This window comes from Massilia frigida (genome assembly GCF_011682175.1).
Classification (GTDB): domain Bacteria; phylum Pseudomonadota; class Gammaproteobacteria; order Burkholderiales; family Burkholderiaceae_D; genus Telluria_A; species Telluria_A frigida.
The window spans coordinates 39,894-53,186 of record NZ_WHJG01000013.1; the positions used below are offsets into that span (position 1 = coordinate 39,894).

Annotated in this window: 14 protein-coding genes; 6 read left to right on the plus strand and 8 right to left on the minus strand. The window is 65.0% G+C overall.

Annotated features, from left to right (window positions below; all coding sequences use genetic code 11):
* Positions 1-47: 47 nt before the first annotated feature.
* Positions 48-1,775: a methyl-accepting chemotaxis protein gene (locus F2P44_RS14530; protein ID WP_167087545.1), complete on the plus strand. Its 1,728-nt coding sequence runs from the start codon at positions 48-50 to the stop codon at positions 1,773-1,775.
* Between the two features lie 34 nt (positions 1,776-1,809).
* Here F2P44_RS14530 and F2P44_RS14535 read toward each other — a convergent pair whose 3' ends face one another.
* A complete protein-coding gene (locus F2P44_RS14535) occupies positions 1,810-2,388 on the minus strand; it encodes a DNA-3-methyladenine glycosylase (RefSeq protein WP_229423556.1) in 579 nt (192 codons plus the stop codon).
* A gap of 165 nt (positions 2,389-2,553) precedes the next feature.
* Between F2P44_RS14535 and F2P44_RS14540 the strand changes: the two genes are divergently transcribed.
* From F2P44_RS14540 to F2P44_RS14555, 4 genes are all read left to right on the plus strand, one after another.
* The gene (locus F2P44_RS14540; protein WP_167087547.1) at positions 2,554-3,417 is read left to right on the plus strand and encodes an HDOD domain-containing protein; all 864 of its coding nucleotides are present in this window, start codon (positions 2,554-2,556) and stop codon (positions 3,415-3,417) included.
* A 51-nt stretch (positions 3,418-3,468) separates the two neighbouring features.
* Positions 3,469-4,656 (plus strand): tetratricopeptide repeat protein, encoded by a 1,188-nt coding sequence (locus tag F2P44_RS14545; protein WP_229423557.1) that lies wholly within the window; start codon positions 3,469-3,471, stop codon positions 4,654-4,656.
* A gap of 89 nt (positions 4,657-4,745) precedes the next feature.
* Positions 4,746-5,309 carry a cysteine hydrolase family protein gene (locus F2P44_RS14550; RefSeq protein WP_167087549.1) on the plus strand — a complete coding sequence of 188 codons (564 nt, stop codon included), beginning with the start codon at positions 4,746-4,748 and terminating at the stop codon, positions 5,307-5,309.
* Positions 5,310-5,381: 72 nt separating this feature from the next.
* Complete coding sequence (locus F2P44_RS14555; protein ID WP_167087551.1) at positions 5,382-6,992, plus strand: alkaline phosphatase D family protein; 1,611 nt, start codon at positions 5,382-5,384, stop codon at positions 6,990-6,992.
* Here the strand turns inward: F2P44_RS14555 and F2P44_RS14560 are convergent.
* The 7 genes from F2P44_RS14560 to F2P44_RS14590 form a co-directional block, all read right to left on the minus strand.
* Complete coding sequence (locus F2P44_RS14560) at positions 6,989-8,746, minus strand: ABC transporter ATP-binding protein (protein WP_370662693.1); 1,758 nt, start codon at positions 8,744-8,746, stop codon at positions 6,989-6,991. The two genes, F2P44_RS14555 and F2P44_RS14560, sit on opposite strands and share 4 nt — an antisense overlap.
* On the minus strand, positions 8,743-9,309 hold the full coding sequence (locus tag F2P44_RS14565) for a TlpA family protein disulfide reductase (RefSeq protein WP_167087553.1): 567 nt from the start codon (positions 9,307-9,309) through the stop codon (positions 8,743-8,745). The genes F2P44_RS14560 and F2P44_RS14565 overlap by 4 nt, the downstream gene beginning before the upstream one ends.
* Positions 9,309-9,830: a MauE/DoxX family redox-associated membrane protein gene (locus F2P44_RS14570; protein ID WP_167087555.1), complete on the minus strand. Its 522-nt coding sequence runs from the start codon at positions 9,828-9,830 to the stop codon at positions 9,309-9,311. The genes F2P44_RS14565 and F2P44_RS14570 overlap by 1 nt, the downstream gene beginning before the upstream one ends.
* The gene (locus tag F2P44_RS14575) at positions 9,827-10,717 is read right to left on the minus strand and encodes an SDH family Clp fold serine proteinase (RefSeq protein ID WP_167087557.1); all 891 of its coding nucleotides are present in this window, start codon (positions 10,715-10,717) and stop codon (positions 9,827-9,829) included. The genes F2P44_RS14570 and F2P44_RS14575 overlap by 4 nt, the downstream gene beginning before the upstream one ends.
* Entirely contained in the window at positions 10,714-11,712 is a 999-nt protein-coding gene (locus F2P44_RS14580; protein WP_167087559.1) for an ATP-grasp domain-containing protein, read from the minus strand. The genes F2P44_RS14575 and F2P44_RS14580 overlap by 4 nt, the downstream gene beginning before the upstream one ends.
* A 79-nt stretch (positions 11,713-11,791) precedes the next feature.
* Positions 11,792-11,968 (minus strand): hypothetical protein, encoded by a 177-nt coding sequence (locus tag F2P44_RS14585; RefSeq protein WP_167087561.1) that lies wholly within the window; start codon positions 11,966-11,968, stop codon positions 11,792-11,794.
* Positions 11,969-12,159: 191 nt separating this feature from the next.
* On the minus strand, positions 12,160-12,696 hold the full coding sequence (locus F2P44_RS14590) for a DNA-deoxyinosine glycosylase (protein WP_167087563.1): 537 nt from the start codon (positions 12,694-12,696) through the stop codon (positions 12,160-12,162).
* Positions 12,697-12,776: 80 nt separating this feature from the next.
* On the opposite strand from F2P44_RS14590, the gene F2P44_RS14595 reads away from it, so the two are divergent.
* Complete coding sequence (locus F2P44_RS14595; protein ID WP_167087565.1) at positions 12,777-13,223, plus strand: Mpo1 family 2-hydroxy fatty acid dioxygenase; 447 nt, start codon at positions 12,777-12,779, stop codon at positions 13,221-13,223.
* Positions 13,224-13,293 lie beyond the last annotated feature (70 nt).

Consider the following 13,293-nt stretch of genomic DNA (forward strand, 5'->3'; position numbering starts at 1 on the left):
TGCGGGCGGCATCTGCCGTCCGTGCAACGTTTTGTCGGGAGTAAGGCATGCTGAACAAACTGCGTATCGGGCCCAAGCTGCTGCTGGCCCCCGCCCTGGTGCTGATTTTGCTGATGCTGGTGGCCGCGGGCGCCTGGTATGGCATGGTGCGCCAGAATGCTTCGCTGGAAAAAATGGTGCTGGTGCATGCCACGCGCCAGAAAGCCGCGGCCGACGTCGCCGGCGACGCCAAGCATGCGCATGCCAATATTTATCAATTGCTGGCCTGGATCAACGGCAGCTTCGCCAAGGCGCGGGTGGATGCGCTGACCGCCGACATCGGCAACAAGCACCGCGCCATCGCCGGGCAGCTGACGGCGCTGGCGCGCATCTCCGACCCGTCCGGGAAAAAGCTGCTCGAGGCGGCCGGCGTCACGCTGGCGGCCTACCGCAAGGGTGTGCTGGAAACCATCGAAATGGCCCAGATGGACCAGTCGATCGCCACCAACTCGATGCAAAAGGCGGAAAAGGACTTCGTCGCGCTCAGCGCCAGCCTGGGCCAGCTGGCGACCCTGGAACAGACGATGGCCGAGCGCGCCTACGCCGAGGCGCGCGAACAATTCCGCTCGCTGGTGGGGGCGATGGCGGCCCTGGTGCTGCTCTCGATCGGCCTGTCGCTGCTGGCCACGATGCTGGTGCGGCGCGGCATGCTGGCCGATATCCGCGCCATTGCCGAGGTGGTGGGCGAACTGGCCGAGGGGCGCCTGACGGTGCGCACGCCGCACCGCGGGCGCGATGAAATCGCCGATACCTCGCGCGCGCTGGACCACACCATCGCCAACCTGAACCAGACCTTGCGTTCCGTGCTGACCTCGGTGCACTCGATCGATACCGCCTCCAAGGAAATCGCGACCGGCAACCTGGACTTGTCGAGCCGCACCGAAATGCAGGCCGGCTCGCTGGAACAGACCGCCAGCGCGATGGAAACCCTGACCCTGGCGGTGAAGGAAAACGCCAGCAATGCGCGCCGCGCCAACGAGCTGGCGTCCAGCGCCGCCACCCTGGCCGCGAGCGGCGGGCAGGCGGTCGAACGGGCGGTGACGACCATGGCCCAGATCAAGGCCAGCTCGGGCAAGATCGTCGACATCATCGGCGTGATCGACGGCATTTCCTTCCAGACCAATATCCTGGCGCTGAACGCGGCGGTGGAAGCGGCGCGCGCCGGCGAACAGGGGCGCGGCTTTGCCGTGGTGGCGGCCGAAGTGCGCACCCTGGCCCAGCGTTCGGCGGCGGCGGCCAAGGAAATCAAGACCCTGATCGCGGCCTCGGTCGCCATCATCGATGGCGGCAGCGCCTCGGTCAACGAGGCGGGCAGCAGCATGGGCAATATCGTCGCCTCGGTCAAGCAGGTCAACGAAATCATCGAGCGCATCAGCCTGGCCAGTTCCGAGCAGGCCGAGGGGATTGCCGAAGTCAATATGGCGGTCGGACAAATGGATGCCATGACCCAGCAGAACGCGGCGCTGGTGGAGCAGGCGGCGGCGGCGGCCGAGAGCTTGCACGAGCAGACGGTGAACCTGTCGCGGGCGGTATCGATCTTCCAGATCGATGTCGATCCGGAGGACGACGAGCAGGCGGATGCGCAGGATGCCGGGCATGCCGCCCTGCACGGCGACCCCGATGCCGAGTACCGCGAACCGGCCGAACGGCGCGCGGCGGCGAGCAAGATGCGGGCGGTGGGGGCGCGCGGGCTGTCGCCGGCGGCACGCGCGGCAGCGGGAAGGCGCGCGCTCTGAGCCGGGCTGCGCGCCCCGGCCAGCGTGGCCCGGCTCAGCGGAACGGCTTGCTGACGAAGCGCGAACCGGCTAGGCCGAAGCGCCAGGGCACGTCCATGGCCTTGGAAATGCCGATGCGCGGCCCGGCCACCACCACCACCGGTTCACCCGGTGCGCTGAGCGCGAACGGCGGCGCGTCCAGCGCCAGCGCGTTGTGGGCGCGCGTCACGCCCAGCGCCTGGCACAGCTTGCCGGGCCCGGAACACAACAGGCGCACATCGTCCTGCCCGCGCCGCTCGCGCATCAGGCCGATTCCCGCCAGGGGTTCGAGCGCGCGGATCAGCACTCCGGCACCATGGCCATCGTCGCGGCAGACAAAATTAAGGCACCAATGCATCCCATACGAGCGGTACACATAGGCATGCCCGGGCGGGCCGAACATGGCCAGGTTGCGCTCGCTGGGGCCGGAAAAGCTGTGCGAGGCCGGATCGTCGCGGTCGTAGGCCTCGGTCTCGACGATGCGCCCGCCCACGCCATCGACCAGCAGCACCACGCCGATGAGCTGGCGCGCCACCTCCTGCGACGGCGCATGAAAATCGATGCCCGCCAACGGTGTCTTTGTCTGCATTTTCATGAGAAACAATTCTACCTTGCGACAATGGCGCGCAATGTGTGACGGCGCGCCAACACTGAAGAAAGATTCTTTTTTGCTTGCCACAAGATCAGGCACAGCCGGGCAGACTGGTTTATAGTGATGCATTGCAAGAAATTCCTCGCGGAAACTAATCGCCGATATCATATGAGCAACCCAGCCGCCCTCGCCACCTCCTCCGACGACCCGGTCGACGCCCTGATCAAGTCGATCCGGATTCCGCCGCGTCCGAGCCTGCTGGCCGACCTGCAGCGCGAACTGATGTCGGAAGACCCGTCGCCGGCCACCATCGGACGCATCATCGCCAGCGACGTCGGCATGTCCGGGGCGCTGCTCAAGCTGGCCAATTCCTCTTTCTACGGCGGCAAGCGCAAGGCCAAGTCGATCGAGCAAGCGATTTTGTTTCTTGGAATCAACCAAGTAGCCGCCCTGATGACCGGCCTGCTGGCGCGCCGCACCATCGGCACCGACCACGCCTCGCTGGCCAGCTTCTGGGACCTGTCGACCCGGCGCGCCCAGGCCATGGTCTACCTGTCGCGCCGCCTGCGCATCGGCGAAGCCGACGTGGCCCATACTTTCGGCCTGTTCTGCGACACCGGCGTGCCGCTGCTGATGCAGCGCTTTCCCGGCTACGCCGCCACCTTCGCCGACGCCGCCAACGACCCGCTGCGCCCCTTCACCGCGCTCGAAGATGAACGCCACAGCACCAACCACGCCGCCATCGGCTGCCTGCTGGCGCGCAACTGGGGCTTGTCGAGCGAGGTCGCCTGGGCCATCCTGCACCACCAGGATTACAGCGTGCTCGAAGACGAAGCCACCGACGACGCCGTGCGCGCCCTGGTGGCGCTGTCGCTGCTGGCCGAAAGCGCCATCCAGCAGTACCAGGGCCACGGCGGCTCGCTCGAATGGGACAAGGGCGGCGCGCGCGCCAGCGCCTACCTCGGCCTGTCCGACGACGACATCACCGACCTGCTCGACGAACTGCACGATTCCTTCCACGGCGAGCACTAGACTTTCCTGCGCGCGGCGACGATACTGAAAGCACGACTTCAGGAGGCGACGATGAGACTACTTGCCAGCTTGGTCCTCTGTGCACTGTCCTTGCTGGGCAGCGGCTGCGCAGGTGTGCGCGTGCAGCCGCCGCTGCCGCTGCCGGCGGTCTTCAGCGACGCCTCGTTCGCGCCGCCGGCGTCCCCGGTCGGCCCGGAGCAGCTGTTCGTGATCAGCCCCGCCATGCGCGCCTACATCGACAGCCCCGAATTCACCGCCCTGATACGCAAGCTGGGCCCCGAGCGCGGCCTGGTCGAAGCGCTCTACACCAAGGGCGAGCTGAAACTCGAATACGATGCCAGCGTCACCCGCAACGCCGCCGAAACGTTCGACGCGCGCATGGGCAACTGCCTGTCGCTGGTGCTGATGACGTCCGCTTTCGCCAAGCACCTGGGACTGGAGGTGCAGTACCAGGACGTGATGATCGACGAAACCTGGACCCGCAACGCCGGCCTGTATTTCGCCAGCACCCACGTCAACCTCTCCATGGGCAAGCGCCGCACGGTCCAGCCGCGCGGCGTCCCGCCCGACGAGCGCATGCTGACCATCGACTTCCTGCCGCCCGCGGACAGCGCGCGCTTCAACGCGCACACGATCGAAGAGCGCATGATCGAAGCGATGTACATGAATAACCGCGCGGCCGAGGCGCTGGCCGACATGCACCTCGATCAAGCTTACTGGTGGGCGCGCGCGGCGGTGGTGCACCTGCCCTCCTTCTCCACCCCGTACAACACGCTGGGCGTGATCTACCAGCGCCACGGCGACCATCCGCTGGCCGAGCGTGCGTTCAAGGCCGCGCTCACGCTGGAGCCGGAAAGCACGATCTCCATGCACAACCTGGTGCCGGTGCTGGCCAAACTGGGCAAGACACAGGAATCGCAGGCGCTGGCGGCGCGCCTGGCCAAGCTGGAGCCGACCCCGCCCTACCACTGGTTCCACCAGGCGATGAAGGCGCTGGCAGAGGCGCGCTATGACCAGGCGCGCGACCTGCTGGACAAGGAAGTGCGGCGCGCCCCCTTCAACCATGAGTTTCACTTCTGGCTGGCGATCGCGCACTGGCGCCTGGGCGAAGGCACGGCTGCGCGCGACGAACTGGCGCTGGCGCTCGACAACAGCACCACCCACGCGGCCACCGAACGCTATTCGGCCAAGCTGGCCTATTTGCGCTCCCAGATCGGCAACCGCCAGCGCGCTTACTGAGCATGCGTTTGGGTACGTAGAAGTCGCAGCTGGCGCGCCCGGCAAGCAGCGGCCTATAATCGTCGCTCGTCCATTCTTAGCGAGCCCCCATGCGCAGCGAACTGCCCGCCCTGATCATCATCGACATGCAAAAAGCCATGGCCAATCCGGCCGCCGGCCAGCGTAACAACCCCGATGCCGCGGAGCGCATCGCGCGCCTGCTGGCAGCCTGGCGCGCGGCCGGCGCGGCGGTGGTCCACGTACGCCACATCTCGCGCACGCCGGGCAGCCTGTTCTGGCCGGGCCAGGCGGGCGTACAATTCCAGGAAGCGCTCGCGCCCCTGCCGCATGAACACGTGGTCGAAAAAAACGTGCCCGATGCCTTTATCCATTCGACCCTGGAACGCTGGCTGCGGGTGCGCGACGTCAAACGTATCGTCATCGTGGGCGTGAGCACCAACAATTCGGTCGAAGGCAGCGCCCGCAGCGCCGGCAACCTGGGATTCGACACCACCGTCGTGGCCGACGCCTGCTTCGCCTTCGCCTGCACCGACTACGGCGGCCAGGCGCGCAGCGCCGACGAGGTGCACGCAATGGCGCTGGCCAACCTGGACGGCGAATACGCCACCATCAGCGACAGCGCCAGCGTGATGCGCGAACTGGCCGCGACCTGACTTTTCCGCGCCGATTCATCAGCGTGTCATAAACAGGCTCCAGACTTCCAGCCATCGTTCACTGGAGCCTTCATGACCTCAACACTTTCACGCCGCGGTTTTCTCACGCGCGGCGGCATCCTCGCCGGCGGCACGGCGCTCAATGGTTCGCTGCTGCTGTCGGCCTGCGGCAGCTCGGACTCCCCCGCCCCCGCCGTGATCCCCAGCGACGCCGAACGGCCCAAGCTGCCCTCCGGGATCGGGTTCGGCGACGTGACGGGCGAGCGCGCCGTGATCTGGAGCCGCAGCGACCGCAATGCGCAAATGATCGTCGAATACGACACCAGCGAACGCTTCACCAACGCCAGCCGCATTGTCGGCCCGTATGCCACCGACGCCACCGATTTCACCTCGCGCGTCGACTTGTCCGGCCTGCCCGCTGGCCAGACCGTGTTCGTGCGCGTGAAGTACATCGACCCGGCCAACGGCCGCATCGAGAGCGAAGTGGTGGCGGGCCAGTTCCGCACCATGCCGCAGGCCGACGGCAAGCGCGCCATCCGCTTTCACTGGAGCGGCGACCAGGCCGGCCAGGGCTGGGGCATCAACACCGATTTCGGCGGCGTGCGCATGTACGAATCGATGCGCAAGCGCGATCCGGATTTCTTCATCCACAATGGCGACACCGTCTACGCGGACGGCCCGATCGCGGCCGAAGCGAAGGCTGAAAATGGCCAGATCTGGAAAAGCCTGGTCACCGAGGAAGTGAGCAAGGTCGCCGAAACGCTCAAGGAATTCCGCGGGCGTCATGCCTACAACACGCTGGACCTGAACTTTCGCAAATTCGCCGCGCAGGTGCCGCAGATCTGGCAATGGGACGACCACGAGGTCACCAACAACTACAGCGGCGCCAAGGACCTCTCGGCCGATGCGCGCTACAAGGAAAAGAACGTCGCCACCCTGGCCGAACGGGGCCGCCGCGCCTTCCTGGAATACGCGCCGATGCGCTATTACAAACAGGCCGAACCCCAGCGCATCTACCGCAGCATCGGCTACGGCCCCCTGCTCGACGTGTTCGTGATCGACATGCGCAGCTACCGTGGTCCCAACAGCACCAACCTGCAAAGCGAGGAAAACGCCAGTTCGGCCATCCTCGGTTCGGTCCAGGTGGACTGGCTGATCGCCGAACTGAAGGCCTCCAAGGCGACCTGGAAGGTCATCTCGTCGGACATGCCGATCGGGCTGGAGGTGGCCGACGGCAAGGATGCCAAGGGCGTGGCGATGTGGGAAGCGGTGGCCAACGGCGTGAGCGGCCCGGCCTCGGGGCGCGAGCTGGAAATGGCGCGTCTGCTCAAGGGCATCAAGACGGTGCCGAACGTGGTCTGGATCACCACCGACGTGCATTACTGCGCGGCCCACTACTACGACCCGGCCAAGGCGCATTTCACCGACTTCGCACCGTTCTGGGAGTTCGTGGCAGGCCCGATGAATGCCGGCTCCTTCGGCCCGGGCAAACTCGATATGACCTTCGGCCCGACCGAAGTGTTTTCCAAGTCGCCGCCGGTGCAGAATTCGTCGCCGTTTGCCGGCTACCAGTTCTTCGGCGAAGTCAATATCGACCCGCAATCGAAAGCGATGAAGGTCGAACTGCTGGACCTGAATGGGGTAACGCAGTTCAGCAAAACCCTGCCCGCAGCCGGAATTTAAGCCGCCACCGGCTGCGCGCGCGCGAGCTGGTGACGCATCAGGTGGAAATACAAACCATCCTGCTGCGCCACCAGTTGCGCGTGCGTGCCCTGCTGCGCGAGGCGGCCCTGGTCGAGCACCAGGATGCGGTCGGCCTTGACGATGGTGGAAAAGCGGTGCGCGATGATGATCGTGGTGCGCCCTTGCATCAAGGTGTCGAGGGCGTGCTGGACCTGCAGTTCGCTGGCCGAGTCGAGGGCGCTGGTCGCTTCGTCGAGAATCAGGATGCGCGGATCGCGCAGCAGGGCGCGCGCAATCGCGATGCGCTGTTTCTGGCCGCCCGACAGTTGCGTGCCGTGCTCGCCGACCAACGTGTCGTAGCCGTCCGGGAAGCAACAAATGAAATCGTGGGCATAGGCCAAAGCCGCCGCTGCCTTCACCTCGTCCAGCGTCACTTCCCGTTCGGCGACTGCGAACGCGATGTTCTCGAAGATACTGCCCGAAAAAAGCGATGGCTCCTGCTCGACGATCGCCAGCTTGCTGCGGATGCCGGCCAGCGGCATGGCGCCCGCGTCGACGCCATCGAAGGAGATGCTGCCGCTGTCGGGCTGGTAAAAGCCCAGGATCAGGCTCGCGATGGTCGACTTGCCGGCGCCGGACGCGCCGACCAATGCAATGGTCTCGCCGGCGGCGATGGCAAAATCGATGCCTTTGAGCGCTTGCGCGTCGGGCCGCTCGGGATACGAGAACACCACATCGTTGAAGGCCAGGTTGCCCTGCAAGCGCACCTCGCCGCCGGCCGCCGCTGGCGGCGCGCATTCGGCGTTGATCACCTCGAAAATCCATTCTGTGGCGCCGATGGTGCGCATCCACGCGTTCCAGAATTCGCCGATGGCGCCGGCCGCTTCGGTCACCATGCTGGCGTACAGGATGAAGGCGGTCAGGTCGCCCACCGACAGCGCGCCCTGGCCGATCAGGCGCGCGCCGAACCACAGGGTACCCAGCAGCGCCAGGTACACCAGGAAGGACGAACCGCCGCGAAACAGCGCGAACAGCGCGCTGCTCGACACCGACAGCGACAGCGCGTGTTCGGTCGCACCGGCATACCGGGTGCGCGCGGTGCGCTGCTGGCTGAAGGCGTGCACCAGGCGGATATTGGAAAAATGTTCGTGCGCGACCTTGGCGCAATCGGCCTGCCCGTCCTGCATCAGGCGCGCCTGCTTGCGGTACACCTTGCCGGTCACTTTGCCGAGGTACAGGGTCGCGGGCAAAAAGAACACCAGCATCAGGCACAGGACCGGCGAAATTGTCAGCAGCATCGCCACGCCGCCGATGAACACGCACAGGCAGCGCAGCGATACCGCCATGCCCATGGTCAGGGTGTCGTGCAGGATTTCGACATCGGCCGTGAGGCGGTTATTCAGTTCGCCGACATGGTGCTTGTCGTAGAAGCGGATCGGCTGGTCGATCAGCGCCGCGTACAACTGGCGCCGGATGCGCGTGACGATCATGTAGCCGGTCGACTCGAAAATGTAATAGCGCGCGGTGGCCGCCACGGCCTGCACCGCGAGCACGGCCAGCATGATCAGCGCCAGTGAGCTGAACCAGGCCATGTCCTTCTGCAAATTGATGTTATCGATGAAGTACGACAGCGCCTTGGGATAAGCCAGCTGGATCAGCACCGTGACGGCCATGCATGCCAGCCCGGCGCACAGGCGCGCGGCAAAGGGGCGCAGCAGGCGCAGGCGGTCGAGATGGGGCGATGGCTGGCTCACGCGCTGGCCTCGCTGGCGATCCGCACCTCGTCCATCTGTTCGCAAAAACTGCGCCAGTCGTCATCGCCGATCATGCCGCGCGCGTCGAGCGTGCCGGCGGCGCTGACGAACAGGTACGATGGCGAGGACATCACGGGATTGAGCATCTCGTAGTCGGCGCCGGCCACGCGCAGGGTGCTGCCAGCCAGCGAAGTCGCCCGCAGGAAGCGGCGCAGGCGCCATGCGGGTTCGATGCTGACCAGCCAGAGCGCCAGGCCGGCGTCGCGCGCCAGCGGCGCCAGGCGCTCGATCTCCGCCAGCTTCTGGCGGCATTTGGGGCAGGCGCTGGAGAGGAACAGCAACACCATGGGCTGACCGGCGTCGCCCGCCGCGAGTGGCGCGCCGCCGGCCAGCAGCTTGCCGGAAAAGGCGGGAACAGCTTCGCCCACCGGCAGCAGCGACGCCGCCTTGGCGGCCGCGCTCAGGCTATTGACGACTTTCGACAGATGCAGCGACAGCTTCAGGTTCAGGGCCACGCTCAGTGCCAGCAGCAGCAGGATGAGGGCCAGGACGTCGCTATCCATCATGCGCTCCGCTTCAGGGCGCGGGCCAGATCGTGGAAGCCGATAGCGCCGATCGTGGCGGTCAGCGCCAGCGCGGCGGCCAGCACGCTCTCTTTCTTGCCGAAGGCGGCGCCGCCGGAAAAAGCGAGGCAGACGCCAATGCTGGCGATGATCAAGCCATTGCGCAGCAAATCGAAGCCGGACACCGGCCGTTCGCTCTCGCCGAAGCAGCTGCATTTGACGCTGCCTTCCACCACGTAGCGATAGCCGACCAGCGCCGTTACCAGCACGAACAGCACCAGGGCGCCAGCCATGCCGGCGCGGCCGGTGCCGCCGCCGGCCAGGATCAGGGCGGCCAGCAGCGCTTCGGCCGCGACCACCGCGGGCGCCAGCATCGTGGCCGCCGGCCGGGGCAGGCCGAAGGAGTCGACCAGGTTATCGGCGAACGCGGCCAGCGTGCGCAATTTGCCGAGGGCGGCGCACGCGAGCAAAAAAGCGGTGAAGAAGCGGATGATCTCCGCGAGGTAGGGCGCGCTGCTCATGGCGAGACGGGGAGCTGGCTCCAGCGCGGCAAAAAGCCGCCGCTGCGGCGCTTGCGCAGCATGGCGCCGTCGCGCGTGGCCAGCAAGGCATCGTTCCACGGTGCATCGGTCGATTCGCGCAGGCCGCCGCCGACGATCGTTTGCAGGACGCGCGAAATGGCCCACGCGCACTCCTCGACATCGGGTTCGCGCCGGATGGCGAGGCCGAGTCTTGCCAGCTCTTCGCTGGTGAGCGCGTAGTTGTGCGAGTAGTAGCCGAACATCAGTTCCTTGACAACGTCCTGGCGGAACGTCTCGGTTTTGCCAGGCAGCTGGAAGCGAAGCAGCTCTTCGCCGATCTGCATCACTTCCTGGGTGGAGCGGTAGAACGCGGTCAGGGTCGGCGGGAACACACTGTTACACAGAAGGCCCAGCGATTGCAGGCGCGCCTCGTCGGAGCTGACCCCGAACCATTCCTCGCTCATGGCGCCGAACATCTTGATGTCCTGGCACGAGAACGAGGAGGCGGGGCTGTCCTCATCGCTGCCGCCATGCAGGTGGGGATCGATCGGCGAGAACATGGCCAGGTCGCCGGCGATGATTTCGTCGGCAGCCAGTGCCAGGATGGTGCCCGATGACTCGCAGTGATACGGCACGATGAAGCCCAGGTGGTCGGTGAACTGGCGCAGCAGCAGCGCGATGCGGCGCGCCGCGTTGACGATGCCGCCACGGCATTGCAGCACCACGTCCAGGCGCGGCACGCGGCCGATGCCGCGGCACTGGTCATACAAGGCGGGCAGGATCTCCATATCGATATCGGATGCGCAGAACACCAGGACGCGGCTTTTTCGCAGCGCTTCGATCCCCTTGATCTGGACCTGCATGGCAAAACGGTCTGGCTGGATCATGCGCACCCCTCAATGAGTCGGTCGGCCAGTGCGTCGAGCAGCGCGAATTCGGGAATCAACTGCTCGATATAGAGGAACTGGCCGACCGGATTATTTTCGAGAAAAACGAGGTCCTGGCCCGGCGTGACGATCAGGTCCAGCGCGCTGTAAGGCAGGTTATAGCTGCGCACGAATGCCAGGCAGCGCTCGCGCACCGCGTCCGGCAAGACGGTCGCCTCGTAGCCGATAGCGGCCGACATGTCGCGCGAATCGATGGCGGTGCGCTGGTCGTCCTGCGAATGGATTTTGGCGGCGAACACGCGCTCGCCGATGATGGTCACGCGCAGTTCGTATTGTTTGGGGATGTACTGCTGAAAATGGCAAGCCAGTTCGCCGACCGATTCCAGCTGTTCGAGCATGGCCTGGTCGACCAGGGTGGTGCCGACGCCGGCGTTCACGCGGTCGGCGTCGGCCAGGCCGTCGCCACCGAGGTTGGGGCTGGACAATGCCTTGAAAATCATGGGACCGTCAAAACTGGCGCGGAAGGCTTTCACCTCGGCCGGCGAATTGGTCGTGAGCGAGGCGGGAATGAGGAAACCCATGCGCGCGGCGCGCTGCAATTGCTCGCCCTTCCACATGGCGCCACGCAGGGCCAGCGGATGGCTCATCCAGAAACAATCGAGGGTGTAGAGCATGCCGAACAGGGATTGTTCGGTTTCGGCCCTGGCGTAGATGCGTTCCTGGATGCCGAGGTCGGGGCTGAGAAAAGAGAAGTCGGCCGGCTTGCGGCTCCAGACCGCGCCCACCTCGTCCAGGTCCAGCGTCACGCCCGTGGGCAGGTGGCGGATCCACTGGCGCAGCACGCCCCCGGCAAACCACTGGGACGTTTGATAGTCGCGCGGGAAGGCGTCCAGATCGAGACGGAAGGCCGCGCATCCCTTGGCCTGCAGGATGGGAATGAGCAGGTCGACGTGCAGGTCGGCGCTGTTACTGACAATCAAAACCTTGTTTGCCATATGCCAATGAAAAGAGGGATGCGGGGTGCGGACGAAAAAAAGCCCTGCGATGAGCAAGGCTTTTTATCCAGCGAATCGGTCAGCAATAGATACCGTTGTCGCGACCTGGGCGGCGGTCGCCGCGCGCATCAGGACCGGAGCAACCGGCGGTGGACACGCCTTCGCGCGCTTGCCACTGTGGTGCGGGTTTCGCTTCCTTGGCTTTTTTCTCGGCCAGCTTGAACGCGAACGTTTTCATTCCATTTTGATTTTTCATTTTCGTATCCTTCTAAAAATAGCGAAATTCAATCGAACGGTATACCACCTTGGGTGGCAGAGAAATGCTAGTCGCATGCCAACCTAGCGTCAAGATAAAAATTATTGTTTGTGCAATGCAATTTGCATAAGTGAATGGAGCTCGTGTATCGCTCTTGCACGGGCGGAACGTGCAAGCCCGGTCGCGCTGGTCTATTTCAATAGATCATCACGCAACGTCTTCCACACTATCAATTTTTCCATATACGGTGCCGTATACGCCGGGCTGCTCGACGGCAAGGACACGATACGGTAGCGCCGCGCGTGTTCGCCCAGCGCTTTCATGCCCAGCCGCGCCGCCGTACCGCCATTGAACGCAATCGTCCGGAGCTGCGGCAAGCTGTCCACCAATCCCACCAGATCGTTACCGACCTGGCCGCGAATCTGGCTGTCCAGACTGCCTTCGCGCGTGGCCTGCGCCACCACATCCCACAGGCCGATCCCCTGCGCCAGCAGCGCTTGCAGGCGCGCATCGTAGTCCAGCGCCACCAGGTCGACCCCGGTGGCTTCCGACATCAGCATCCAGAACCGGTTCTGGCGGTTGCCATAATATTGCTGCTGCGCCAGCGAGCGTTCGCCCGGCAGGCTGCCGAGCACCAGGATGCGGGTGTGCGCGTCGACCACCGGCGCGAAACAGCGCTTGAGCGGTGCCGCGTCCGGGTCGGCCGTGGAAGACAGGAAATCGTTCATGGCAGCGATTCTAGCAGGGCGCCAGACGGGTGTAGAATCGTCCGGCAAGCCAACCACAACAACAAAATCCGGAGACTCCCATGGACCAAGCTACCCAGCCGCGCGCCATCGATACCCTGCTCGCCAAATATAGCGAGAGCCACCTGAACCATACCAATGAAGTGATCCACTTCGTCTGCGTGCCCGTGATCGTGTTCACCCTGCTCGGGATTGTCTGGTGGATCCACCCGTTCGCGGCCGTGGCCGTCACCTTGCTGTCGCTATGCTATTACTTCAAATTGTCGAAGCCGTTCGCGGCCGGCATGCTGGCGATGTCGGCCGTGATGCTGGGCCTGCTCAGCCTGATGCCGCCCGCCACCGTGCTGCCGCTGTCGCTGGCCATCTTCGTGCTGGCATGGATCGGCCAGTTTATCGGCCACAAGATCGAAGGCAAAAAACCCTCGTTCTTCGACGACCTGCGCTTCCTGCTGATCGGTCCGCTGTTCGTGCTGAGCTTCCTGTACCGCCGCCTGCACCTCGCGTGGTAGACAGGTTGGCGCGCTGACGCATTTATGGCGATGACGGGCAGGAAATTGAGAATGCCCATATACTTTCCGC